The sequence below is a fragment of the Cupriavidus necator genome (genome assembly GCF_013141915.1).
GTDB classification, from domain to species: domain Bacteria; phylum Pseudomonadota; class Gammaproteobacteria; order Burkholderiales; family Burkholderiaceae; genus Cupriavidus; species Cupriavidus necator_B.
The window spans coordinates 352,649-376,010 of the sequence record NZ_SROX01000004.1 but is presented as its reverse complement, the minus strand read 5'-3'; the positions used below and the strand labels follow the sequence as shown (position 1 = coordinate 376,010).

At 65.7% G+C, this 23,362-nt stretch carries 20 protein-coding genes and 1 tRNA gene; 12 read left to right on the top strand and 9 right to left on the bottom strand.

The genetic code is table 11. The annotated features are described in order from the left end of the window. Nucleotides 1–141: 141 nt before the first annotated feature. The 6 genes from E5S69_RS11465 (at nt 142) to E5S69_RS11440 (ending at nt 7,831) form a co-directional block, all read left to right on the top strand. Nucleotides 142–2,478: a hypothetical protein gene (locus tag E5S69_RS11465; protein WP_171514763.1), complete on the top strand. Its 2,337-nt coding sequence runs from the start codon at nt 142–144 to the stop codon at nt 2,476–2,478. 128 nt (nt 2,479–2,606) lie between these two features. Further along, the gene (locus tag E5S69_RS11460) at nt 2,607–5,246 is read left to right on the top strand and encodes a hypothetical protein (protein ID WP_171514762.1); all 2,640 of its coding nucleotides are present in this window, start codon (nt 2,607–2,609) and stop codon (nt 5,244–5,246) included. Between the two features lie 15 nt (nt 5,247–5,261). Continuing rightward, nucleotides 5,262–6,575, top strand: coding sequence for a hypothetical protein (locus E5S69_RS11455; RefSeq protein ID WP_171514761.1), 1,314 nt, complete (start codon nt 5,262–5,264; stop codon nt 6,573–6,575). Nucleotides 6,576–6,717: 142 nt separating this feature from the next. Then, a complete protein-coding gene (locus tag E5S69_RS11450; RefSeq protein ID WP_216621290.1) occupies nt 6,718–6,984 on the top strand; it encodes a hypothetical protein in 267 nt (88 codons plus the stop codon). After that, nucleotides 6,984–7,463 (top strand): glycoside hydrolase family 104 protein, encoded by a 480-nt coding sequence (locus E5S69_RS11445; RefSeq protein WP_171514759.1) that lies wholly within the window; start codon nt 6,984–6,986, stop codon nt 7,461–7,463. Before E5S69_RS11450 ends, E5S69_RS11445 begins: the two co-directional genes overlap by 1 nt. Then, nucleotides 7,460–7,831 (top strand): hypothetical protein, encoded by a 372-nt coding sequence (locus E5S69_RS11440; protein WP_171514758.1) that lies wholly within the window; start codon nt 7,460–7,462, stop codon nt 7,829–7,831. The genes E5S69_RS11445 and E5S69_RS11440 overlap by 4 nt, the downstream gene beginning before the upstream one ends. Nucleotides 7,832–7,833: 2 nt before the next feature. Here E5S69_RS11440 and E5S69_RS11435 read toward each other — a convergent pair whose 3' ends face one another. Next, a complete protein-coding gene (locus E5S69_RS11435; RefSeq protein ID WP_171514757.1) occupies nt 7,834–9,027 on the bottom strand; it encodes an acyltransferase family protein in 1,194 nt (397 codons plus the stop codon). A gap of 531 nt (nt 9,028–9,558) precedes the next feature. Here E5S69_RS11435 and E5S69_RS11430 point away from each other — a divergent pair. Continuing rightward, nucleotides 9,559–9,753, top strand: a complete 195-nt coding sequence (locus E5S69_RS11430; RefSeq protein ID WP_171514756.1) for a hypothetical protein — start codon at nt 9,559–9,561, stop codon at nt 9,751–9,753. Nucleotides 9,754–9,768: 15 nt separating this feature from the next. On the opposite strand, the gene E5S69_RS11425 is transcribed toward E5S69_RS11430, so the two are convergent. The 3 genes from E5S69_RS11425 to E5S69_RS11415 form a co-directional block, all read right to left on the bottom strand. Continuing rightward, the gene (locus tag E5S69_RS11425) at nt 9,769–9,993 is read right to left on the bottom strand and encodes a DUF2188 domain-containing protein (RefSeq protein ID WP_171514755.1); all 225 of its coding nucleotides are present in this window, start codon (nt 9,991–9,993) and stop codon (nt 9,769–9,771) included. A 261-nt stretch (nt 9,994–10,254) separates the two neighbouring features. Further along, entirely contained in the window at nt 10,255–10,761 is a 507-nt protein-coding gene (locus tag E5S69_RS11420) for a cupin domain-containing protein (protein WP_171514754.1), read from the bottom strand. A gap of 44 nt (nt 10,762–10,805) precedes the next feature. After that, entirely contained in the window at nt 10,806–11,066 is a 261-nt protein-coding gene (locus E5S69_RS11415) for a hypothetical protein (RefSeq protein ID WP_171514753.1), read from the bottom strand. Between the two features lie 182 nt (nt 11,067–11,248). Between E5S69_RS11415 and E5S69_RS11410 the strand changes: the two genes are divergently transcribed. The 3 genes from E5S69_RS11410 to E5S69_RS11400 all read left to right on the top strand — a co-directional run bounded on the left by E5S69_RS11410 (nt 11,249) and on the right by E5S69_RS11400 (nt 12,583). Then, nucleotides 11,249–11,635: a hypothetical protein gene (locus E5S69_RS11410; protein ID WP_171514752.1), complete on the top strand. Its 387-nt coding sequence runs from the start codon at nt 11,249–11,251 to the stop codon at nt 11,633–11,635. Between the two features lie 157 nt (nt 11,636–11,792). After that, complete coding sequence (locus E5S69_RS11405; protein WP_171514751.1) at nt 11,793–12,125, top strand: hypothetical protein; 333 nt, start codon at nt 11,793–11,795, stop codon at nt 12,123–12,125. A 110-nt stretch (nt 12,126–12,235) separates the two neighbouring features. After that, entirely contained in the window at nt 12,236–12,583 is a 348-nt protein-coding gene (locus E5S69_RS11400) for a hypothetical protein (RefSeq protein ID WP_171514750.1), read from the top strand. Nucleotides 12,584–12,606: 23 nt separating this feature from the next. Here E5S69_RS11400 and E5S69_RS11395 read toward each other — a convergent pair whose 3' ends face one another. Then, nucleotides 12,607–17,460: an NAD-glutamate dehydrogenase gene (locus E5S69_RS11395; protein ID WP_171514749.1), complete on the bottom strand. Its 4,854-nt coding sequence runs from the start codon at nt 17,458–17,460 to the stop codon at nt 12,607–12,609. Between the two features lie 166 nt (nt 17,461–17,626). Further along, nucleotides 17,627–18,178, bottom strand: a complete 552-nt coding sequence (locus E5S69_RS11390; protein WP_171514748.1) for a MarR family transcriptional regulator — start codon at nt 18,176–18,178, stop codon at nt 17,627–17,629. A gap of 393 nt (nt 18,179–18,571) precedes the next feature. On the opposite strand from E5S69_RS11390, the gene E5S69_RS11385 reads away from it, so the two are divergent. Then, nucleotides 18,572–20,080, top strand: a complete 1,509-nt coding sequence (locus E5S69_RS11385; RefSeq protein WP_171514747.1) for an acetyl-CoA hydrolase/transferase family protein — start codon at nt 18,572–18,574, stop codon at nt 20,078–20,080. 66 nt (nt 20,081–20,146) lie between these two features. Here the strand turns inward: E5S69_RS11385 and E5S69_RS11380 are convergent, their stop codons facing one another. The 3 genes from E5S69_RS11380 to E5S69_RS11370 all read right to left on the bottom strand — a co-directional run bounded on the left by E5S69_RS11380 (nt 20,147) and on the right by E5S69_RS11370 (nt 22,202). Further along, nucleotides 20,147–20,470: a hypothetical protein gene (locus tag E5S69_RS11380; protein ID WP_171514746.1), complete on the bottom strand. Its 324-nt coding sequence runs from the start codon at nt 20,468–20,470 to the stop codon at nt 20,147–20,149. 318 nt (nt 20,471–20,788) lie between these two features. Next, on the bottom strand, nt 20,789–21,769 hold the full coding sequence (locus E5S69_RS11375) for a Bug family tripartite tricarboxylate transporter substrate binding protein (RefSeq protein ID WP_171514745.1): 981 nt from the start codon (nt 21,767–21,769) through the stop codon (nt 20,789–20,791). Nucleotides 21,770–22,126: 357 nt separating this feature from the next. Further along, nucleotides 22,127–22,202: transfer RNA gene (locus E5S69_RS11370), tRNA-Lys, on the bottom strand. A gap of 148 nt (nt 22,203–22,350) precedes the next feature. Here E5S69_RS11370 and E5S69_RS11365 point away from each other — a divergent pair. Continuing rightward, nucleotides 22,351–23,259, top strand: a complete 909-nt coding sequence (locus tag E5S69_RS11365) for a LysR family transcriptional regulator (protein ID WP_171514744.1) — start codon at nt 22,351–22,353, stop codon at nt 23,257–23,259. The last annotated feature ends 103 nt before the right edge of the window (nt 23,260–23,362 follow it).

The window sequence follows — 23,362 nt, the reverse complement described above, 5'->3', positions numbered from 1 at the left end:
GTCGCAGCCGTTCAGCAAGTCGCTGGCCGAACCCTATCACAATCCGAGCTGCAGAAAATCGAGGACCGGCTGTCAGCCAACATGCGCCAGATCGCGCGGCGCGATACCGCTCGTTGGCAAGGCCTGTCGCAGGATGCTCGTATGCTCGAAGCTGCACAGGAGGGGATGCAGCAGATCCAGCAGGAAGCCGCGTTGAAAGTGACGCGTGCGAATCTTCAGGTCGTCAGGACCGCCGCGATGGAGAACCGGGTAACCGACCTGATGGCGCGCTTCGGCGACAACCGTACGAAGTCCTTCATGCGCGAGATGGACTTGACCTCGCAATACATCGAGGGCATCAAGCGCGAGAACATGGCTTCGCTGATGGACCTGCTGGACGCCGCGGAGAGCCGGCAAGGCGTCGGCCCGCTGCGGCGCGGCCTGATGTTCCTGTTCGACGCCGAGAACCCGGGCATGACCCGCGACCTGGCCGTCGAGATCATCGCAAACGCCAACGGCTCTACCGGGAACCAGCTGGCGCAGAAGGGCGCGCGCGCGTGGCTGGATGCGATCGAGCGCATGCGCCAGCGCTTCAATGCCGCCGGCGGCGACGTTGGCAAGCTCGACTATGGCTACCTGCCGCAGCCGCATGACAGCGTGAAGGTGCGCGGGGACGGCAGCACCGCGGCGCGCGACAAGTGGGCGCAGGACACGCTGCCGCTGCTCGACCGCAGCCAGTACGTGCGCGAGGACGGCACGCGCATGAACGACGCCGAGGTGCTGGACTTCCTGCGCGAGTCGTGGGAAACGATTGCCACCGAGGGCCTGAACAAGACCGCCCCGGGCAGCCGGCCCGCGCCTGGGAGCGCCTCGCGCGCGAACGCTGGTAGCCAGACGCGCCAGATCCACTACAAGGACGGCGCCGCCTATCTGAACTACATGGCCGAGTACGGTGCCGGCAGCATGTTCGACGCCATGGTCGGGCACGTGGGCCGGCTCTCGCGCGACATCGGCCTGGTCGAGCGCTATGGTCCCAACCCGAACCAGCAGTTCCGCCTGCAGAGCGATCTTGCAGTGCGCGCCGACGGCGAGCGCGCCTGGTACAAGGCCGGGCCGCAGGGCCTGTGGAATGTCCTGTCCGGCGTGGCCGCGTCACCCAAGCACGGCAATCTCGCGCAGGTCGCGCAGCACGTGCGCAACGTCGAGGTGTTCGGCAAGCTCGGCGGCGCACTGGTGACCAGCCTGACCGACATCCCTTCCTTCTTTGTCACCACCGGCTTCAATAACCTCAGCTACTGGGAGGCGCTGCGCAACATCCCCCGTCAGTTCGACAGCAACACCCGCGACTTTCTGAGCATGCACGGCGTGATCGCCGAGTCCATGGCGTCCGACCTGGCGCGCTGGAGCGGCGACAACCTCGGGCACAGCTGGTCGGGCCGGCTGGCCAACAGCACGATGAAGCTGTCGCTGCTGAACGCCTGGACGGATACCCTGCGTCGTGCCTTCTCCATGACCATGATGAACGGCATGGCCAAGCTGTCGAAGACCGACTGGAAGGCACTGACCGAATACGACCGCTGGCGCATGGAGAACAAGGGCATCACCGAAGCCGACTGGGACGTCATCCGCCAGGCGCAGCTGACCCAGCACAACGGCATGGACTTCCTGACGCCGGAATCCATCCGCGCCGCGGGCGATCCGCGCTCCGACGAGGTCGTGGCCAAGGTGCTGGGCCTGATCACCGACGAGTCGGAATATGCGGTGCTCAACCCGGATCTGCAGACCAAGGCGCTCGCGTCATGGGGCGGCAAGCAGCGCGGCACGCTGGACGGCGAACTCGCGCGCTCGGTCATGCAGTTCAAGTCGTTCCCCATCGCCATGATCTCGCGGCACTGGGGCCGCGTCATGGACACGCCGGGCGGCATGCAGGGTGCGCCGTTGATGGCCAATCGCGTGGTCTACGGCGCCGGCATGCTGATGGTCACCGGCACGATCCTGGGAGCGATCGTCACGCAGACGAAGGAACTGCTGAACGGCAAGGACCCGATCGACATGTCGAAGCCGAAATTCTGGTTCAAGGCCTTCACGCAGGGCGGGGGCGCCGGCTTCCTCGGCGACGTGCTGTTGCGCGATTCGTCCAGCGACATGAGCCCGCAGCAGGGGCTGTTCGAGCTGCTCGGCCCAAGCTTTGGCAGCCTGGCGCAGTTCTACGAACTGACGAAGGGGAACATCGACGAGGCGGTCGCCGGAAAGGACACGCACGTCGGCGCCGAAGCGCTGCGCTTTGCGAAAGGGCACTCGCCTTACCTGAACCTCTGGTATGCCAAGTCCGCGATCGATCATGCGGGCCTGCATGCGATGCAGGAAAGCCTGTCGCCTGGATATCTCGCGCGCATGAAACAGCGTGCGCAGAACGACTGGGATCAAAGCTACTGGTGGAACCCTGGCACCGGGCTTCCCGGCAGGGCGCCAGACTTCAGCGCGGCATTCAGTCGGTGAATCTCGTGCTGGTTTCTCGTATGTGCCGTCATGGCAAAAGGGCTATCTTCTGCGCATACAGAAGCGGGTAGGCCATGACCTGCCGCGCGTGAATATGCCGCCCCTCGGAGATCCACTCCGAGGGCACCATGACGGTAACCACCACCACTTCGCAAGCACCGTACGTCGGTGACGGCACCACCGTCGCCTTCCCCTTCCCGTATTACTTCCTGCTGGGCACCGACATCGAGGTCTATGTCAACGGTGCCATTGTCCCCACCGGCTACACCGTGACGGGCGCCGGCGTCGAATCAGGCGGCACCGTGACATTCTCTGTCGCGCCATCCATCGGTGCGCAGATCGTGCTGCTGCGCAGTCCCGATACGCTGCAGACGACCGACCTGCCGCCGAATGATCCGTTCCCGTCGGAGGCCGTCGAGCGGGCGCTGGACAAGCTGACGATGCTTTGCCAGAACTTCTCCGCGCGGCTCGGCAAGGCGCTGATTCTGCCGCTCTACGAGAACGTATCGGGTGCGCTGGCCAATGCCGCCACCAGGGCGATGAAGGCGCTGGCCTTCGATGTAAATGGGAATGTCACCTATCTTCCGATCCCGCCAACCGTTGGTGCCGGAAACCTGACCGACGAGCTTGGTATCGGCGGCACGCCAGGGTTCAAGGCGGGTGTGGACTATACGGCTGGCATTTCTACAACGCTGACTCTGTCGCAGGACTACGGCTCACGGTCGAACATCCTGGTGTTCTTCGATGGCACGTTTCAGGCGCCAGACCAGTACACGCTAAACGGCACCACACTGACCTTCAATGCGCCGATCCCTGCCGGCCCGAGCGCCGTCTATGTGCGCGGTGGTACGACGCTGTCTCTGACGATCCCCGCCGATGGCACGGTCGGTGATGACCAGCTTGCATGGGGCAACTCCCTCACGCGCGTGGTCACCACACTGACGGCGCTGAAGGCGCTCGACACGTCGAAATACCTGAATGTCTACATGCTGGGTCGCAGCACGCCTGGCGATGGCGCACAGGGCGAATGGCGCTTCGACCCGTCGAGCGTGGCCACGCCGAACGATGGCACGGTCGTGCAGCCCAACACCGGTACCGGCCGCTGGTTGCGTCAGTTCAGCGGTGACACGCTGAAGGCCTGCTGGTTCGGCGCAGGCATGGGCGCAGCCGACGACACGGCTGCCATCACCGCGGCACTTGCTGCGACGCCGACCGGTGGCACGCTGGACTTCGAGGGGCGGCAATACAACCTGATCCCGTCGACGAACGTCGCCTACAAAGACAAGTTCAACGTCACGCGCAAGACCGCGGTGCAGATCACCGGCCGCAGCAAGTTGGCGCTGCTGTTCCGCGAGGGCAGCAAGATCGTGGTCAACGGCACCGACGCCGAGCGGGTGGCGTTCTTTCTGAAGTCGTGCTCTGGCATCACCATCGCGGCACCGAATTTCCCGAACGTCAGCGGCAATACGTCGATCGCTGGTGGCACCTATCTCGACAGCGAGAACTACTTCCCCTTCGCCTTCGAGGGTAACGACGGGATCTACATCCATCGGCCGAACTTTGAGGCCTGCCGCTCTGCGCTGATGGCCGATGCGTTCAACGGCCTGCAGAACAAGAACATCGTGGTGGACAGGCAACGGTCGTACCAGATCTGCAACTACTCCATCATCGTGCGCAACGGTGACAACATCCAGATGCTGAATGCTCGCCTCGAGCAGACCGGCCGCAGCTGGAACACCTCGAACGAGGATGTCGCGTTCTCCGACAACTCGACCAATTGCAAGGCCGTCAACTGCGATGCGATCAACCCTATCGGCCGCGTCTCGCGCTTCACCAGCGTGAACAATGCCGGGCCCACTGTGTTCGAGAACAACCGCCTCAACGGTGGCGGCATTTGCTACGAGATAAACCAGGGCTCGAAGGTGCAGATGATTGGTGGCTATTCGAACAACCAGGTGGAGCGGGTGAGTTCCCACATCCTGTTCACGTCGGACCTGTTCTACGGCAACGACAACTGCAGCGTTGTCGGTATGCACTTCTACGGCGGAGGGCCAGTCATTTCCGACTACTACGTCAGCGGCTGGAGCGGTGCGGACATTCCTGGGCTTGTCTTCAAGGACTGCGTTGCCGTCGACGCATATGGCCCGCAGATGGCGACCACGCGTGTCGGTGTTGTATTCGAAGGAAACCGCTTCGATCTGAACGACAGCGGCATCCTTGTCCGCCCCGGCGGCAAGGGCACGGTGTTCGCCAACAACACGGTCAAGAACGGCTACGTGCGCGTGGACGGCGACAACTTCAAGGCCACCGGCAACGACATGACCGGCAAGGTAGGCGCGCCCATCGCGTTCGCATGGGACGTGCAAGGCTGCATCGGTTTCGTCGAGCGCGACAACACCTACACGGCAAACAGCTACACGCAGTTCTACAACCACGCGCCTGGCGCGCGTTTTGGTGCGCGGTATCTGGAAGTCGGTATCAACGCCAATCCGCAGTTCTCGTTGGCGTCGTTCGTCACCGGCGTACTGGGCGACTTCTTCAAGAACGACGCCCCGGTGGACGGCTCGCCGGAAGGGTGGGTGTGCACTTCTGCCGGCTCTCCTGGCGTCTGGAAAGAGCGTGGGCAGAACGGCTTTCGCAGCACGCTCGGCGCACCTACTGTCAACGCAATCTACGTTGGCGAAGAGCTGCTCGATTCGACCAACAACCGTTGGTACAAGTCCAAGAACACCGGCACTGGTGCTTCTGACTGGGTTGCACTGAACTAATCCATGGGGAAAACGATGAAGCGATTCCTTGCCGCGCTCGCACTGCTGCCGGCCCTTGCACTGGCGGCGACCACGGTACCGCCGTCCCTGATCAATCCCGCCGGATCGACCACCGGGCAAGCCATCCTGTCGACCGGGCCTTCTGGCGCGCCGGTGTGGGGTGCAGTGTCGCTCGGCTCGATCACCGGCACCCTGCCGATCGCGAACGGCGGCACCGGTGCGACGAGCGCTGCGAATGCGCTGTCGAATCTGGGGGGCGCTGCGCTGACGGGGGCGACGTTCACGGGGGATGTGACGGTTTCGAATGCCTCTGGCGGTCGTTCGTTAATCATTAATGCCATCGTCGGGCAACGCTCCACGTTGCGCCTTAGGAAAGCTGGCCTTGATCGTTGGTGGTTTAGCTCCAATGGAGTTGCAGAGAGCGGTAGCAATGCGGGTTCAAATCTGGAAATCGCCGCATATGATGATTCTGGCACCCTCCTTTCCACGCCTCTAACCATCACCCGATCCACCGGCATCACGACCTTCAGCGCCCGCCCGGTTTTCGGCAGTGCCACCCCCTGGGACAGCGCCAACCTCGCCAACCCGGCCAGCACCACCGGCAACCTCGGCCAGTTCGCCTCGACCACCTCGGCGCAGCTCGCCACCGTGATCTCCAACGAGACCGGCTCCGGCGCGCTGGTGTTCGGCACGTCTCCCACGCTGACCACGCCGGTAATTTCCAGCATCACCAACACCGGCACGCTGACGCTGCCCACCAGCACCGACACGCTGGTCGGCCGCGCCACCACCGACACGCTGACGAACAAGACGATCAGCGGCGCGACGATGTCCGGCACTTTCGCTGGCGCGCACACCTACAGCGGGGCGGTGACCTTCTCCAGCACAATTACCCCGTCGTCGACCACAGGCATCGTTGGCACCACCACGAACGACAGCGCCAATGCCGGCAGCGTGGGTGAATACGTCACAGCCACGGCGGGCCCGACAGCGCTGACCAGTGGCGTGAACACGAACATCACCTCTATCAGCCTGACGGCCGGCGATTGGGATGTGACAGGGACGGTGTTCTTTGCGACTGGCGTTGGCGACACCATGACCAGCGGCAACGTATCGGTCAGCAGCACGTCGGCCACGCACCCGGCGATCCCGCTCTACAACAACCTGGGCAACCTGAACCTGACGTCCAGCCTCGGCCTCACCGGCATCGCGCCGGTGCAGCGGTTCTCGCTGTCAGCCACCACCACGGTCTATCTCGTCGCTGGCGTCGCGCATAGCGGCGGCACGCTCAACGCGACCGGCATGATCCGCGCTCGCCGCGTCCGATAACTATTTCTCGAAACGACTGGGGTCCAACATGGCTGAACCAATCAGCAGTGGAGTTGCAATGGCAACAGGCGGAAAGACAGCGATCGGGCTGGCTGGCGGCACGGCCATCGGGGCCGGCCTCGCAGCCCTGGTCGTAATGTGCATGACCACCCCCCGCAGCCCAAGAGAGTGGGCCGTAGGCCTGACCTCGACGGTCGTGGGCTCAGTCTGCGGCGGCGCCGCGGTGGTGCAGCACTTCGGCCTGCATGCGTGGGCGACTGACTATGTCGGCATGGTGGCGCTGATTGGCATTGTGTTCGCCTGCGGACTGCCCGCATGGGCGGTGGTTCGCTGGGTGTTCAACTACATCGCCAAGAAGCAGACGGCCGGCATCGACGAGGTGGTCGACGACGTGAAGCAGAGGCTGTAATGGCGCGTATCAGCCCTGACGAAGCTGGCGGGAAGAACGTCTGCGCCTTCCTCGACGTGCTGGCCTGGTCGGAATTCACGTCCCGCATCGCTGGATCGGATGACGGCTACAACGTGATCGTCGGCGGCACGCTGTTCTCCGACTACTCGGACCATCCCCGCGAGAAGGTGTGGATCCCGAAGTGGAAGGTGATCAGCACGGCCGCCGGCCGGTACCAGCTGCTGGCCCGGTACTACAACGCCTACAAGCGCCTGCTCCGGCTGCCCGACTTCACGCCGATCAGCCAGGACAAGATCGCCATCCAGATGATTCGGGAGCAGCGCGCGCTGCAGGACATCAAGGTCGGCCGCTTCGACGACGCCGTGGCGAAGTGCCGGAACATCTGGGCCAGCCTGCCCGGCGCTGGCTACGGCCAGTACGAGCACAAGTTGGACGACCTGCGCGAGCAGTTCGTGAAAGCCGGGGGCACGCTGGTATGAGCATCCTCGACCCGCGCCTCTGGCTGGCATTCCTGATCGTGCTGGGCGTGGCGGCAGGCGGCGGCTACCTGAAGGGCAGGTCGGACGGCAAGGCGGTGGAGCGGGCCGCCGCGCAGAAGGACATTCAGGCGTGGCACGACAACGCCGACGCCGCCTACAGCCTGTACCTCGAAGCGCGGGACAAGAAGCAGATCGAGTACCGCACCATCACCAAGACCGTGGAGGCCGCCAAGCATGCGACGCCTGACATTCCTGACTGCCGCACTGGTGATGACTGGATGCGCATCTACCGCGACAACGCCGCGGTTGCCAACGGCACAGCCGTGCCCGCCCGTGCTCGAAGCGCCGACGGGGCTGACGCTCGCTGATCTCAGGCAGTTCGCTCTTGACCTGCAGCGTCAGGGCGGCGAGTGCCGGGACCGGCATCAGGCGCTGATCGACGCAATCTCTTCGCCAGGAAAGGGTGCTCGATGAAGCGGTAGGTGAACGCAGACACAACCGCCACCAGCGCGACGCCTACGGCGAGCTGGGCCAGATACACACCGTAGCTCACCCCGTTCGGGTACACCTTCATCAGCAGCCGCGACACCACGAACAGCACCGGCAGGTGCAGCAGGTACACGCTGTAGCTGATTTCTCCCAGATACCGCAGCGCCGGCACGGCGACGAACGCCGGCCGTCCCATGACCGCGGCGAGGAACCCTGCCGTCACGATCCCGTAGCGCTCCCAGCCGTACAGCGGCAGCGGCAGGTAGATTGCCAGTACCAGCGACACCGCCAGCAGCAGGCCGCCCAGCCACGCCGGCATGCGCAGATCCCGGTTATGCAGGTACGCGCCGGCCAGCCCGGTCAGGAAGTAGGGCCACATCACCGAATCAGACGTGGCGAAATCCAGCACCATGAAGCCGAGGGCGATCGCCAGCGCAATGCTCGCTCGCACGCGTCCCGTCACTAGATAGGCCAGGAACGGGAAGAAGAAATAAAACCGCCACTCATAGGCAAGCGTCCAGATCACCGTGTTCAGCGGCGTCGTGTCGAACGCGCCGATCTTGGCCGGGCTGCCGAGGAAGCCGAAGGCGAAGATCGAGGCGAGGTCCAGGCCAGTCTTTGGCACCGTCCAGTCAAGCGATGCGCCGGCAATGCGGATCGACAGCGCTGCCACGATGGCGGCCACGAACAGATAGAGCGGGGCCAGCCGGCGGATGCGCGCGCCGTAGAAGTCGGCCCAGTCGATCTGCCCGCGCTTCTGTATGGCCCGGTCGAAGAACAGGAAGCCGGTGATGCAGAAGAAGATCTGCACGCCGAGCGAGCCCATATTCCCGTAGACGTGGCCCATCACGCCGAACTGGGTGACAGGCATGCCGGCATTGCCGAGAGCGAAGGGCGCGTGGTTGGCTACCACCGCGAATGCAGCCAGGCCGCGGAGCCCGTCGATAGTCTTGTAGCGGTTCTGCGGGCCGCTGAGGTGGGGCAGGAAGTTGATACGCGCCAGCGCCCAGCAGACAGCCATGCCAACCAGCACGATGCCCAGCGCGATGCCCCATGATTGTTCTTCGTATGTCATGTGTCGCTTCTGTTACATGCAGCGGGCATTGTAGCGCGACGAACTTGCGTAGCCATTTTGTGGTCCAGAAGGCCTAAGCGTAGGCAAACTGGTAAGCCCGGTAGACGATGCGGTAAGCGGGCGGAATCGGAAGATTGTCGCAACCTCCTCCCGCAAAGCCAGTGTCTACGGGCAATTGCGGGGGTTCGAATCCCCCTATCCGCAGCCTGGCGGCACCCAAGTAGGGGCATCCAATTCATCCAAACACCGCGCGCCAATCGCCCGGAAACCCGCATGGCGCCGTGCCTAATCTTTGAGCGCGAATTTGGATGCGCCGCCAGCCAGCCCTTGTCAGCACTGGGCGCGCGGGGAATTTTCTATCCTGCATGGGGTGCAGGTGGTCGGAGGTTCAAATCCTCTCGCCCCGACCAGACAAAGAAACCCGCTTGGTGAATTGCCAAGCGGGTTTTTTTATTTTCATGCGCGCTTTTGCATGCTGCCGCGCGTCGCTGTTTTTCGATTCAGCCCGTTGCACCTATAGTGGTGGCTACAGTGGATTTCACCCACGACAGGACATCGCGTCCTGTCATCGCGACGGAGGCGGCAATGACGGACAAGGGCAACGGGATCGTCGGCACCACATGCATCGCCTTGGCAGTAGCCGGCCTGGCACTGACCGCATCGCTGGTGCTTGCCTATTACGCGACGCGTGCGCGCGTGGAGGGGCCGCCCACCAGCGGTGCCTGACGCGCCGTGGTCAGGTCAGCCCGGGATATCGCGAGGATCATTGCCAAAGCTGTTGCGCATCCGGATGCGGCCGTCGCGGCCGTGGACGAGCAGTTCTGCATGGAGCTGCCGGGCTTTCTCGGTGCCCGCGGCGATCGCGTCTTCTTGCGTCGCATACAGCTGGCGCCCGCCGGCGCCGTCTTCGGATTCAATGGCCCAGCCGTTGTCGAGCGGTACGACGTGGATGTTCTTGGCAGGCATGGCGCACCTCCGTGGTGGAAGATGCCCCAGTCTCCACGCTGCTTACGGCGGCCGGTATCGGTGACCGTCTGACAACTCTGGTGTCTTTTGAGGCGCAGTCCGCGGTATTGGCAATGTGACCGGCGCGGGCCGGAAATCTGAAAAGGCGCCGGGATACGGGGATGCTCCGGGCATGGCCCCCACGCAGGTGCACGTAGACTGGGCTGGCTGTACTCACCAGCCCGCCCGCACCCCGCCGCGGCGGGCTGTTTTTTTGCGGCGCTATCGGAGCAGCCTCTGCAACCGCGTGTCATGTCCGCGCACGAGGCCGGCAAGCGTCGCGGCGGTTGCCAGTTCGAATTCGCTGAACTGGAAGGCGGGCGACACGGTGCAGCCGACCAGCGTAAAGTCCACGTCGTCGCCGGCGTCCACGCGTTCGGCGGCAAACCATTGGCCAGCCGGCACCAACGCCTGGAAGGCCGCGCCGGGATGTTGCAGTGGATCGCCCAGGCGCTGGGTGACGAGGGTGCCATTGACGATCCGGTGCACGTCCACCGGGGAGCCCACGTGGTAGTGCCACAGCTCGTCGGAGCGGATGCGATGCCAGGCGGAATAGTCGTTGCCGCAAAGCATGTAGTGGATCGCGGTGCAGGCTTCGCGCGTGCGCCCGTCCGGGCATGCGACGCGTTCCGTGCTGCGATAGGTTTCCCGGTAGTAGCCGCCTTCCGGGTGCGGCTGCAAGTCGAGTGCGAGGATCAGTTGGCGGGCGGTCGGGCTCAGGTCTGGCATGGGGGCATGGCGCGCGGCGCATTGGCGGCATCGGAAGACGTAGCTTAAAGCAGGGCGAAGCGCGCCTGCGCCGGACCGACCAGCGCCGGGCGGCTTACCGGATAGCGGTGGCGCATGCCCTGCACCTCGAACGACAGGAAGTCCGGCGTCCAGCGCAGCGATTGCAGCTGGCGTGGCTCGATGCCGTCGACCAGGATGGCGCCGGCGTTCACGCAAACACTGCCGCAGCGCAAGCGCACGGATTCGGTATCGTCGCCGAAGTAATAGGCTTCAAGCAGGATGGAATCGGACTGGTACAAGGGCATGGCAGTGTCCTGATACTGTATGGATGTACAGTATAGCCGCGGCATGCCGTTCGGTCATCCTCCCGATTCTCAATTTCGGCGCGCCGGCCAGTACCTGAGCGCAGCCTGGTATAACCTGAAACCGATAACCGGCGCCCATGACGCTGTCTTGCCGTGAATGCCGGGTCGCCACAGGAGATGCCATGGCCGGGTGCGGAAGCAAAGCCTGCTGGTTCGGACTGGGTGTGCTGCTTGGCGCGGGCGCGGGCTGCGCAATGGCGTGGTCCGCACGCACCGCTGCCGCTCAGCGCGAACCGCATCAGTCCGACGCGCCGCTGCTGCCGGCCGATGTTACCTCGGACCAGGTGCTCACCGACGCCGCCACCGACGTGGTGGAATACCGCGGCTTCGTTATCCACGTGTTCTGCCATGCGCTCGGCATGGGGCGGTTCAAGGCGCTGTGCGATATCTGGGAATCGGGCGCCGTGGTACTGGAGGGCGGGGCGCCGCCGACCACCCATGCCACCGCGGACCAGGCGCGCTCCGCGGCGATTGCGTGGGCCCAGCAATGGGTGCAGCGCAATGGTTGACGGTCCGGGCCGTGCCGGCCCGGCCGGGGAATCTGCGGCAGATCGCCCGCTGGCCGCTGACTGGCCTGATAATCGCGCCTGCGCACGCGCGCCACCGTTTCGGTGACGGGCCGCGCGCGTGCCGGCAAACGCTTGGCACAATCCTCCAGGAGAATTCATGTTTGTTTGTGGGAACCAGGCTTGCGGCGCTCGCTGGGAGCAAGACGAAGTGCAGATCCGCGATGAAGGCCAGGGACTCGTGTTCCGTTGCCCGCAGTGCGGGGCCCGCAACCACGTCGAGGCGCGCACGGCGGCGGATGGCAGCACCAGGTATCGCCAGGTGCCCGCCAAGGCAGCTGCGAAGGTGCCTGCGAAGGTAGCGGATAAGGTGGCGCAGAAGGTGGAGCAGAAGGTGGCGCAGAAGGCACCGGCGAAGCGGCCAGGCACATCGCATGAGAAGCCACCGGCCCGGGGCCGCGCGAAGACTGGCGCCAAGCCCTCGCAGCGGTAATCGGAACGGCGCGCGGCACTGGCGGCAGGCCGTTGTTACCCCACCTGTGTGGGGTCAAATTCACATCGTTGGCGGCTTAAGCTAGTTTAGGCAGGACCGTTAAACACAGCATGGACTTTGCCGACCTTCCCCACGACCCCGCTTCCAATGCCGAACGCATGGGCTGGGCCAACGCTTCGCCCGAAGTTATCGCGAAGGTGTTGAACTCGGCGCTGGCGGCGCAGGACCTGTCCGGGTTTGCCGCGCTGCTGTCGGACATTGCACGCGACCGCGGCCTGAAGGGCGAGCGCTCGGCGCACCAGTCGATCTATGACATGCCGTACGCCAGCCTGTTGCCGAGGCAGAAGCACCTGCTGTCCGATGCCTTCGAGCTCCTGATCCTGCTCGGCCTCGAGCTGCGTCCGCGCGGCGCCGACGCCGACTCGGACGCGGACATCGGCGCAGACACCGACGAGTAGGCCGCAGGCCGAACGGCGCGCGGCTAGCTTCGCTCCAGCATGCCGATCTCGCGCACCGCGACCGACAGCATGGACAGGCCCGCGGCGCCTGAAGCGCGCTGGTCGGCCAGCATGCGCGTGAAGCGTTCGAGCGCGCCGTGGCGGCTGGCGCGCCAGCCGTCGATCATCGCGTCCGGCGCGGCCTGCTCGCCCGCCTGCGACAGCACGCTGACCGTCAGCGCGCGCTTGAGCCGCCCCAGGTCTTCCAGCGTGGTGGTGCGTGCCAGCAGGTCCCAATGGGTGTCCGAGGGCAGCGCCAGCGCGCGTTCGCGCAGCCAGCTGAAGCTCAGGTGGCTGTCCAGCGCGAAGTAAACCCCCGCCACCAGGTCCAGGCTGCGCTCGCACGCCGCGGCCACTTCAGCAATGTCGAGCGCAGCAGCGGAAATCTCGCTGCCAGCCACGCGCATGGCCAGCGTCTCGGCCACCCCCGCCTCGGTCAGCGCACGCGTGTGCTCTGCCAACACGGCGGCATCCGCTTGCGGCAAGAGTTGCGGCAGGCGGGGCACCAGCCACTGTGCCGCCTGCGCAAAGCGCGCCAGGTCATCGGTAGCGCGGTTGCCGCTGCGCAGATAGCGGATGAACCACAGGCATGCGCGCTCCAGCAGCAGAGCCACGGAGCCGAACATGCGCGCCTGCTCGGCGTCGGCCACGCGGTTGTCGAGTGCGTCGATTTCCTGCCATAGCGCTGTCAGCCCGAATACGTCGCGCGCGATCAGGCAGGCGCGCACGATATCGGCGGGTCGCGCATCGGTTTCTTCCATGATCCGGTGCACGAAGGTTGCGCCGATGCGGTTGACCAGCATATTGGTCAGGTGCGTGGACAGGATCTCGCGCCGCAGCGGATGGCGTTGCATGGCCTCGCCGTAGCGCTGGCGCAGCGGCACCGGGAAGTAATCGGAAAGCAGGCCGGAAACGAGCGCGTCTTCCGGCACGTCGGAGCCCAGCAGTTCGTCGTACAGCCACATCTTGCTGTAGGCCAGCAGCACCGCGCGCTCGGGCGAGGTCAGCCCTTCGCCGGCCAGCTTGCGTTCGGCAATGTCCTCGTCCGACGGCAGGAATTCCAGCGCGCGGTTCAGTCGCCCGGCGCGTTCCAGCCAGCGCACCAGGCGCGCCTCGCCGTCGAGCAGCGCGCCGCTGCTGCGGCCGGCGACCGATAGCGCCTGGGTCTGGTAGTAGTTGTCCTGCAGCACCAGCAGGCCGACTTCGTCCGTCATCTCGGCCAGCAGCTTGTTGCGCTGCTTCTCGGTCATCTCGCCATCGGCGACCACCAGTCCGAGCAGGATCTTGATGTTGACTTCATGGTCCGAGCAGTCCACGCCGGCCGAATTGTCGATGGCATCGGTGTTGATGCGGCCGCCCTTGCGCGCGAACTCGATGCGGCCCAGCTGGGTGAAACCCAGGTTGCCGCCTTCACCGACCACCTTGCAGCGCAGTTCGCTGCCATTGACGCGCACCGCGTCGTTGGTGCGGTCCCCGGCCTGCAGGTGGGTTTCCTGGCTGGACTTGACGTAGGTGCCGATGCCGCCGTTGTAGAGCAGGTCCACCGGCGCCATCAGGATGGCGTGGATCAACTCGGCCGGCGACAGCGTGGTGGCCGTGGTGCCGAGCACCGCCTGCACCTGCGGCGACAGCGGGATGGTCTTGGCCGTGCGTGGATAGATGCCGCCGCCGCTGGAAATCAGCGTGGCGTCGTAGTCGGCCCAGCTCGAGCGCGGCAGCCCGAACAGCCGCGCGCGTTCCTGCAGGCTGCGGGCCGGGTCCGGATCGGGATCGAGGAAGATGTGGCGGTGGTCGAATGCGGCCACCAGCCGGATATGCGGCGACAGCAGCATGCCGTTGCCGAATACGTCGCCGGACATGTCGCCGATGCCGGCCACGGTGAAGTCCGTGGCCTGGATGTCGACGCCCATCTCGCGGAAATGCCGCTTGACCGATTCCCACGCGCCGCGCGCGGTAATGCCCATTTTCTTGTGGTCATAGCCGACCGAGCCGCCGGACGCAAAGGCATCGCCCAGCCAGAACCCGTACTCGGCCGAGATCGCATTGGCAAAGTCCGAGAACGTCGCCGTGCCCTTGTCGGCGGCAACCACCAGGTAGGGATCGTTGTCGTCGTGGCGCACCACCTGCGGCGGCGGCACCAGCTCGCCGGCGACGAGGTTGTCGGTCAGGTCCAGCAGTCCGCGCAGGAAGGTCTGGTAGCAGGCAACGCCCTCGCGCAGGAAGGCATCGCGGTCGCTTGGCGGCGGCGGGCGCTTGACCACGAAGCCGCCCTTGGAGCCGACCGGCACGATCACCGTGTTCTTGACCATCTGGGCCTTCATCAGGCCCAGCACTTCGGTGCGGAAGTCCTCGCGCCGGTCCGACCAGCGCAGCCCGCCGCGCGCCACGCGCCCGCCGCGCAGGTGCACCCCTTCCACGCGTGGCGAGTAGACCCAGATCTCGAACATCGGGCGCGGTTCCGGCAGGCCCGGCACCAGCGCGGGATGGAACTTGAACGACAGGTACGGACGTGGCTGGCCGTCCTCGCCGCGGTGGAAATAATTGGTGCGCACGGTGGCGTTGATCACGCCAAGGAAGAGCCGCAAGATGCGGTCTTCGTCGAGGTTGGGCACTTTGTCCAGCGCCGTGCCGATGTCGGCCAGCAGCTTGTCGCAGCGCGCCTGGCGCGCGGTGTCGGCGGCCACCTCGCTGTAGGTGTCGAAGCGTGCCACGAACAGCGCCACCAGCATCGCGGCAATGCCGGCGTTGCCGGTCAGCGCGCGTTCGATATAGGCGTCGCTGAAGGTGGATCCCACCTGCCGCAGATAGCGTGCGTAGGCGCGCAGGATGGTCACGTCGCGCGCGGCCAGCTCGGCGCGCAGCACCAGGCGGTTGAGGTCGTCGTTCTCGATCTCGCCGTGCCAGGCGCGCGCGAAGGCATCCTCGAACAGCGCCTTGACGCGCGCGATGTCGAACTCCGCCGCGCCGCCGCTGTCGGCGATTTCGAGCCCGAAGTCGTGCACCCATACCGGTGCGCCGCTGTCGGGCTCGATCAGGTAGGGGCGCTCTTCATCGACACGCACGCCCAGGTGCTCCAGCATCGGCAGGCTCAGCGACAGCGCGATCGGTTCGCCGGCGCGGTACACCTTGAAGCGGAACGCGCCGGGCGCGGCTTCGATCGGCTGGTACAGGTTCATCGCCATGCCGTTGCCGCGCAGCGCGTGCTCCATCAGCTCGATGTCGCGCACCGCGGTGCGCGCCGGATAGTCTTCGCGATAGCCCGCCGGGAACGAGCCGCCATAGCGCTGCAGCAGCCGGTTGCCTTGTTCTTCGCCGTGGCTTTCGTGCAGCGCTTCGGCGAGGTCGTCCTGCCAGCGGCGGCTGGCATGCACGATGCGCGCTTCCAGTTCCTGCGTGTCGACCTTCGGCATGGTGCCGGGCTCGCCGCGCACGGTCAGCTGGATGCGCGCCAGCGGCGACTCCGACAGCAGCGGCGTGAACTCGCAACTGGTGCCATGGAATGCAGCGGTCAGCAGCTTCTGGATCTTCTGGCGCAGGTCGGTGTTGTACTTGTCGCGCGGCACGAACACCAGGCACGAGACAAAGCGGTCGAAGCGGTCGCGCCGCACGAACAGCCGCGTGCGCTGGTGTTCCTGCAGCCGCAGGATGCCGGTGGTGATGTCGAACAGCTCATCCTCGGTGGCCTGGAACAGTTCATCGCGCGGATACTGCTCCAGGATGGTGAGCAGCGACTTGTACAGATGGCCCTTGGCGAGGAAGCCGGCGCGCGCCAGGATGTTGGCGCACTTGCGCCGCACCAGCGGGATCTCGGCGATCGGCGCCATGTAGGCGGTCGAGGTGTAGAGGCCGACGAAGCGCCGTTCGCCGAACAGCTGCCCGTTTTCGTCAAGCAGCTTGACCCCGACGTAGTCGAGATAGCCGGGACGGTGCACGGTGGCGCGCGAATTGGCCTTGGTCAGGAAAATCGGCGAGCTGCCCTCGATGATCGCGGTGGCCGCGGCGGGCAGCAGGGTCAGGTCTTCGGCGTCGGGCTCGCGCAGGCTTTCGCGCAGGATGCCGGCGCCGGAGCCCGCCACGCCGCGCAGGAAGTAGCGCCCGTCGCGCGCCACCAGTTGGTAGTCGCGTTGTCCCAGGAACGAGAAATGGTCGTCCATCATCCATTCCAGGAAGGCGCGCGCCTCGACGCTTTCCGGCGCGCCCGCGTCCGGCGACCGCGCCATGGCATCGATGGTGGTGCGTGTGATGTCGCACATCTTCGGCCAGTCTGCCACCGCCGCGCGCACGTCGACCAGCACCTGCGAGATGCCGTTGCGCAAGGCGTCGAGACGCGAGGCTTCGCCGGTGCGGTCGATCTCGAAATGGATGAAGGATTCCAGGCGCGAATTGTCGCCGGCCTCGCCGGCGCCGGCCGGGGCGATACGCTCGATGCCGGCGCCCCCGCGCCAGACCCGGAATACTGGATGGATCGCCGAGTGCAGCGCCAGGCCTTGCCGATTGATCTCCATCGTCACGGAATCGACCAGGAATGGCATGTCGTCGTTGACGATCTCCACCACGGTGTGATCAGAGTGCCAGCCGTGCTCTTCCAGGTTGGGGTTGTAGACGCGGATGCGGGCGCTGCCGGGGTTGAACTTCTGCGCCGTCTGCCAGTGCGCCATGACGGCGCCGTACAGGTCAGCCACTTCGCGTCGCAGCAGGTCTTCGGCGTCGGCCTGGTCGTAGTAGTGCAGCAGGAAGGGCTCGACCACGCTGAACATCGCCGCCGGCAGCCGCCCGCGCGCGAAGGAGACCAGTTGGTCCAGCAGGTGCGCGACCTTGTCTTCGTTCTCCTGCGGCATGTTCCCCTCCTCGCGGTGTCGATGGGTGCCGCGGCATGTGCCGGGGCATGCTCATACTTTAGGAAAAATCCGAGTCCCCGGCGCAACAATGTGGCGGGTACTGGCGGCGAGGGAAGGGCGGCTGGCCGGTCCTGGCGGCATGCCGCGGGACCGGCGCGGGCTTCGTTCAGAAGCGCGTGGCCAGGCTGGGGCAGGAGGCTGGGCGGTGGGCGACTGGCGGCAGGCCGGGGCAGGGGAGTGGCTGGGTGTGCCGTTCCTGCCGGGCGGTCTCGGCGACCGACCTGACCTGGCGCGAGGTGTGGCTGATCAAGGTGGATTCCATGCGGTCCAGCAAGCTGACCAGCGCGGCGCGCTCCTGGGGGTTGAACGCCGCGACCGAGACGCTGTGCAGTGCGCTCAGGGCCTGCGCGGTACGTTGCATCCGCATGGTGGCGCCTTCCGCAACGCGGGGCGCCATGGTCGCGGTGTACTCGATCCAGCCGTCGCGGCGCAGCTCATCGAGCATGGCCTCGGATTGCGCGGCATCGATCGGCATCGGACCGCCCAGCGATAGGCCGCGCTTGAAGGCACCCTGGCGGATGGCCCGCAGCAGCAGCCACTGGGAATAGGTAAGGCCCGAGGCTTGCAAGGTCTGCTCCAACGCACCTTGCCAGGCGGTGACTGCGTCAATCAGGGCAAGGACAACCGGCTCGCTGGGTTCGAGGGGTCTTGGCTGCATGAATGGCGTCTCCTTTTGTGGTTTGCCGCCACCGCAATGCACAGGCACCAGCAAGGGGTGCGAGGGGCCGGAGCTTGGGCCGGCCCGGGCGGCACGGACGCCGCAGCCTCTCTGGCGGGCTGGGTCGACCGAAGGGCGAGACTAACAGAATCTTTTGCCGGTTTTGTGACAACTGCGGGAATGTCCTTAGGCGCGGCGCGGCCCCGGTGGTGCGGGCTGCGCCTGCGGCCGCCGGCCGGCCATGAAAAAGGCGACTGGCGTCGATGACTTTAAACCATCGCTGGAATAACCGCGGCTGGCTACACTGCCTGCCGGAGACCCCGCCCACAAGCCGCCAGGCCAGTACGGGGCGAACGGCGCAGGCACCGGCCGGCCGTCAGACCGGAGATCAAGATGGACAAGGAACGCATTCGCCTGGCCAGGCTACATGACAAGGTAGTCTCGGCCGACGAAGCCGCCGCGCTGATCCGCGACGGCATGACGGTAGGCATGAGCGGATTCACGCGCGCTGGCGACTGCAAGGAAGTGCCATTCGCGCTGGCGCGGCGCGCCGCCACCGAACCGCTGCGCATCACCCTGATGACCGGGGCCTCGCTCGGCAACGACATCGACCGGGTGCTGGCGGAGGCCGACGTGATCGCGCGCCGCCTGCCGTTCCAGTCCGATGCCACGCTGCGCCGCAAGATCAATGCGGGCGAAGTGATGTTTATCGACCAGCATCTGTCCGAGACCGTGGAGCAACTGCGCTCCGGCCAGATCGCGCCGGTGGACATCGCGGTGGTAGAGGCGGTGGCCATCACCGAGCAGGGCGGCATCATCCCCAGCACCTCGGTGGGCAATTCGGCCAGCTTCGCCATGCTGGCGCGCCAGGTGATCGTCGAGATCAACCTGAACATGCCGCTGGAGCTGGAAGGGCTGCACGACATCTATTTCCCGGTGCAGCGTCCGTACCGCCAGCCGATTCCACTGATCGCGCCGGCGCAGCGCATCGGCCTGCCGTATATCCCGGTCGATCCCGAGAAGATCGCGGCCATTGTCTTCACCGCCAAGGACGACAGCCCGTCCAACGCGCTGCCGCCGGATGCCGACACCCGCCAGATCGCCGGCCATCTCAATGAATTCCTGCTGCGCGAAGTCCGTGCCGGGCGCTTGTCGCCGTCGCTGCAGCCGCTGCAGGCCGGCATCGGCACCATTGCCAATGCGGTGCTGCACGGGATGGTCGAATCGCCGTTCTGCGACCTGCAGATGTACTCCGAAGTGCTGCAGGACAGCACCATCGAGCTGCTGGACGCGGGACGCCTTGCCTTTGCCTCGGCTTCGTCGGTGACGCTGACGCGCGAGGTGTACCGGCGCTTCCTGTCGAACCTGGACCGCTACCGTTCGCGGCTGCTGCTGCGGCCGCAGGAAATCAGCAACCACCCGGAAATACTGCGCCGGCTGGGGCTGATCACCATCAACACGGCGCTCGAGTGCGACATCTACGGCAACGTCAACTCGACCCATGTCGGCGGGACGCACATGATGAACGGCATCGGCGGCTCGGGTGACTTCGCCCGCAATGCGCACTTGTCGGTGTTCGTGACCAAGTCGGTTGCCAAGGGCGGCGCTATCTCCAGCATCGTGCCGATGGTGGCGCACGTCGACCATACCGAGCACGACGTTGACATCATCGTCACCGAGCACGGCCTGGCCGACCTGCGGGGCTTGGCGCCGCGCGAACGCGCACGCACGGTCATTGCCAATTGTGCCGACCCGCAATACCGCGACCTGCTGGGCGATTATTTCCGGCGCGCCTGCGGGCTCGGCGGCCAGACCCCGCACCGGGTGGAAGAGGCGCTGTCCTGGCATGCCGCCTTCCGCGACCGCGGCACCATGCAGCCGGCGCCGGCGCTGGCCGCCTGAGGCCAGGCGACCCTGGAAACAAGACAGCCCGCGCGGGCGGGCTGTCTGGCTGGGCGAGGGTTGGCGTTACTGCGCCTTAGTCCCTTGGCTGGCGGGCGCCTTGGCGCCGTCGGTGTACGGATCGAACTTGCCGGACTTGGCGCCATCGGTGTTCGGATCGAACTTCTTGCCAGAGTTGGTCAGCTCCGACTTGGTCGATTGTTTTGCGCCGTCCGTGTACGGGTCGAATTTGCCAGACTTGGCCGGATTTTGATTCGGGCCGCCTTTCTTGGTGTGGCTGCCGCCGTAGAGATCGCCGCCGTCGGTGTAGTTCTTCTGCGCATGCACTTGCGTCGCGCCAAGCGCGGCCAGCGCTGCAACGATCAGGGTCGGAACGGACTTCTTCAGCATCTTGCTATCCTCGCGAATGACGGTCGCGCAGCGCCTGCGCGAAACCGGTTTGGGGCCGGACGTTGGCCGGTCGACTGCCGGCGCGTGCTGCGGAGCACCCGGTAAATGTACCGAGGCGGCGCGTGTCCGCAAAGTGAAAGTTTCTTCTACACGTATTGAACGTTACCGCCGGAGCGGGCGTGCTGTGCAGGATCAAGTGTCGCGCGAACAAGAAGAATCCCAGTGGCGCGCGGTGCATTGACAGGCACCCCCAAAAAAAACCGGCTGCCGTGGCAGCCGGTTTCTGAGTCCGGAGGCGGTCGGCGCCGCCCCACGGCCTTATTCCAGCGTGATGTTCTGGTCGCGCGCGATCTTCTTGCGCAGGTCCAGTTCGCGCTTGATCTGCGCGGCGTATTGCGCCGGGGTGTTGCCATCGGTGTAGGCCCCGCTGTCAGCCAGGCGGCGCTTGACGTTGGGATCCTGCAGCGCCTTGACTGCGGCGTCATGCACGCGCGTGATGATCGCCGCCGGCGTACCGGCCGGGGCCACCAGGCCGTACCAGGCCATGTTGTTCATGTCTTTCATGCCGGCCTCGGCAAAGGTCGGCACGTCGGGCAGGCCCTCGACGCGCTTGGGCGCCGCTACCGCCAGCGCGCGCAGCTTGCCGGCCTGGATATGCGGCATCGACGACGGCAGGTTGTCAAACTGCGCGTTGACCTGGCCGGCCAGGGTGTCGTTCAGCGCCGGACCCGAGCCCCGGTAGGGGATGTGGACCATGTCGGTCTTGGTGATGTCCTTGAACAGTTCGCCGTCCAGGTGCGAGATGCTGCCCTTGCCGGCCGAAGCGTAGCTGTACTTGCCCGGGTTGGCCTTCAGCATCGCCACGAATTCCTTCAAGGTCTTGGCCGGCACCTTCGGATTCACCGTCAGTACGTTGGGCACGTTGACCAGGTTGGTGATCGGCGCGAAGTCCTTGAGCGGGTCGTACGGATTCTTCGGGTTGGTGGCCGGGTTGGTCGCCATGGTGCTGACCGTGGCGATGCCGAGCGTGTAGCCGTCCGGCGCGGACTTGGCCAGCGCGTCGGCGCCGATGGCACCGCCGCCGCCGCCGCGGTTTTCCACCACCACCGGCTGCCCCAGTTCACGGCCCAGGCCGTCGGACACCGCGCGCGCCACGATATCGGTGGTGCCGCCGGCCGCGAACGGCACGATCAGGCGGATCGGCTTGGCGGGGTAGGACTGGGCCTGTGCCAGGCCGGCGTAGGCCAGGCCGAGGGCCACGATGCAGGCGGCTGCGCCGGCGTTAAGGACTGCTTTCAAGGAGGGCCTCCATTCTTCTTTCACTGATTCGCCAGCCGGGCAGCAGGCGTGTGCGGGGATCGCCATGGATCCGGTGTCCCGCGCTGTCAGGGCTTCCCGGGCTGGAATGACCGGGCCGTGCCGGGATCGCGGTACGGCCGGCACCTTGCGATAGTTCCGCGATACGGAACTATGTTCCACAACGTGCGCGGAAGCGATTCAACCGGGAAAGCGCGTGCAGGGGAATTGGTGAGAACCCGCGTATCAAGAATCAGGCTCCGCTGCCGAACGCGCGCGTGAAGGCCACGTGAGGACCTTGTGACGGAAAACAGAAAAGCAAAAAGCCGGAAGCAAGGCTTCCGGCTTTTTTAAATTCGCTGGTGGGGCGTGAGTGACTCGAACACTCGACCTACGGATTAAGAGTCCGCTGCTCTACCAACTGAGCTAACGCCCCAACGAAGAAAAAGATTGTAGCAAGGTATCGGATGCGGCGCAATAGCTTTTGCCGCATTTTTACGATGCCGCTAGCACTGGCCGCTACAATGCCAGGCCGCCGCCAAGCGCGTTCGCGCCGACACCGAATTCACTTGTTTGCCAGAACCATGCACGCCAGAGTCCTACGCTATCTCGACGAGGTCGTCCGCCGCGGTTCCATCCGCAAGGCGGCCGAGCATCTGCACGTGGCGCCGACCGCGGTCAATCGGCAGATCCTGGACCTGGAGGCGGAACTGGGCGCCCCGCTGTTCGAACGCATCCACAAGCGCCTGCGGCTGACGCCGCTGGGCGAGATGGTGCTGGCCCATGTCCGCCAGACCCTGAGCGAGCACGACGCGCTGCGCGAGCGTATCGAAGACTTCAAGGGCGCGCGCCGGGGCGAGGTCACGGTCGCGGTGACGGCGGGCCTGGCGGGCTCGCTGATGCCGTCGCTGGTGCATGACTTCCGCGAACGTTATGCGGGCATCGTGGTGCGCGTCAATGATCTGCCGGTGGCCGATATCGTGACGGCGGTGGAGCAGGGCGATGCCGATCTTGGGCTGGGCTATGACTTGCCCGAACTGCCGGCGTTGCGCGCACTGGCCAGCAGCGACTGGCAGATCGGCGCGGTGGTGCCGCCGGACCACGCGCTGGCGGCGCGACCATCGGCGCTGCTGAGCGAGTGTGTCGGCTATCCGTTGATCCTGCCGGCGCCATCGTTGTCGATCCGCGCCATCCTGGATGCGGCGTTTGCGCGCAATGCGATCGAAGTCTCGCCGGTGGCGGAGTCGACCTCGACCGTGCTGATCCGGCAACTGGTGCTGCTGGGAACCGGCATTGCGCTGCTGAACCCGCTCGATGTGATGGAGGAGCGCGCGCGCCAGGCGCTGGTGTATGTGCCGCTGCGCGACCGTCACCTGCAGGGCCAGACGCTGACGCTGGTGGCGCGCGCGGGCGGCCAGCTCAGCGCCGCCGCCGGGCTGATGGCCGAGCGCATCGGCGACGCGCTGGCGCGGCTGTTCGCGCAGGCGCGCTGAGCCGGCGCCGGTGGGTGTCCACTTTTTGTGGACAGCCTGCTCGGAATTCTATGCTTGGGATGCGGCAGCGCGCCGCCGTAGACTGGCGGCGATCGGTTCCGAC

What these genes read in the sequence shown, in the direction of transcription:
- E5S69_RS11465 (WP_171514763.1), top strand. Translation starts at nt 142, where the DNA reads ATGCTCGAAGCTGCACAGGAGGGGATGCAGCAGATCCAGCAGGAAGCC.
- E5S69_RS11460 (WP_171514762.1), top strand. Translation starts at nt 2,607, where the DNA reads ATGACGGTAACCACCACCACTTCGCAAGCACCGTACGTCGGTGACGGC.
- E5S69_RS11455 (WP_171514761.1), top strand. Translation starts at nt 5,262, where the DNA reads ATGAAGCGATTCCTTGCCGCGCTCGCACTGCTGCCGGCCCTTGCACTG.
- E5S69_RS11450 (WP_216621290.1), top strand. Translation starts at nt 6,718, where the DNA reads ATGACCACCCCCCGCAGCCCAAGAGAGTGGGCCGTAGGCCTGACCTCG.
- E5S69_RS11445 (WP_171514759.1), top strand. Translation starts at nt 6,984, where the DNA reads ATGGCGCGTATCAGCCCTGACGAAGCTGGCGGGAAGAACGTCTGCGCC.
- E5S69_RS11440 (WP_171514758.1), top strand. Translation starts at nt 7,460, where the DNA reads ATGAGCATCCTCGACCCGCGCCTCTGGCTGGCATTCCTGATCGTGCTG.
- E5S69_RS11435 (WP_171514757.1), bottom strand. Translation starts at nt 9,027, where the DNA reads ATGACATACGAAGAACAATCATGGGGCATCGCGCTGGGCATCGTGCTG.
- E5S69_RS11425 (WP_171514755.1), bottom strand. Translation starts at nt 9,993, where the DNA reads ATGCCTGCCAAGAACATCCACGTCGTACCGCTCGACAACGGCTGGGCC.
- E5S69_RS11420 (WP_171514754.1), bottom strand. Translation starts at nt 10,761, where the DNA reads ATGCCAGACCTGAGCCCGACCGCCCGCCAACTGATCCTCGCACTCGAC.
- E5S69_RS11415 (WP_171514753.1), bottom strand. Translation starts at nt 11,066, where the DNA reads ATGCCCTTGTACCAGTCCGATTCCATCCTGCTTGAAGCCTATTACTTC.
- E5S69_RS11410 (WP_171514752.1), top strand. Translation starts at nt 11,249, where the DNA reads ATGGCCGGGTGCGGAAGCAAAGCCTGCTGGTTCGGACTGGGTGTGCTG.
- E5S69_RS11405 (WP_171514751.1), top strand. Translation starts at nt 11,793, where the DNA reads ATGTTTGTTTGTGGGAACCAGGCTTGCGGCGCTCGCTGGGAGCAAGAC.
- E5S69_RS11400 (WP_171514750.1), top strand. Translation starts at nt 12,236, where the DNA reads ATGGACTTTGCCGACCTTCCCCACGACCCCGCTTCCAATGCCGAACGC.
- E5S69_RS11395 (WP_171514749.1), bottom strand. Translation starts at nt 17,460, where the DNA reads ATGCCGCAGGAGAACGAAGACAAGGTCGCGCACCTGCTGGACCAACTG.
- E5S69_RS11390 (WP_171514748.1), bottom strand. Translation starts at nt 18,178, where the DNA reads ATGCAGCCAAGACCCCTCGAACCCAGCGAGCCGGTTGTCCTTGCCCTG.
- E5S69_RS11385 (WP_171514747.1), top strand. Translation starts at nt 18,572, where the DNA reads ATGGACAAGGAACGCATTCGCCTGGCCAGGCTACATGACAAGGTAGTC.
- E5S69_RS11380 (WP_171514746.1), bottom strand. Translation starts at nt 20,470, where the DNA reads ATGCTGAAGAAGTCCGTTCCGACCCTGATCGTTGCAGCGCTGGCCGCG.
- E5S69_RS11365 (WP_171514744.1), top strand. Translation starts at nt 22,351, where the DNA reads ATGCACGCCAGAGTCCTACGCTATCTCGACGAGGTCGTCCGCCGCGGT.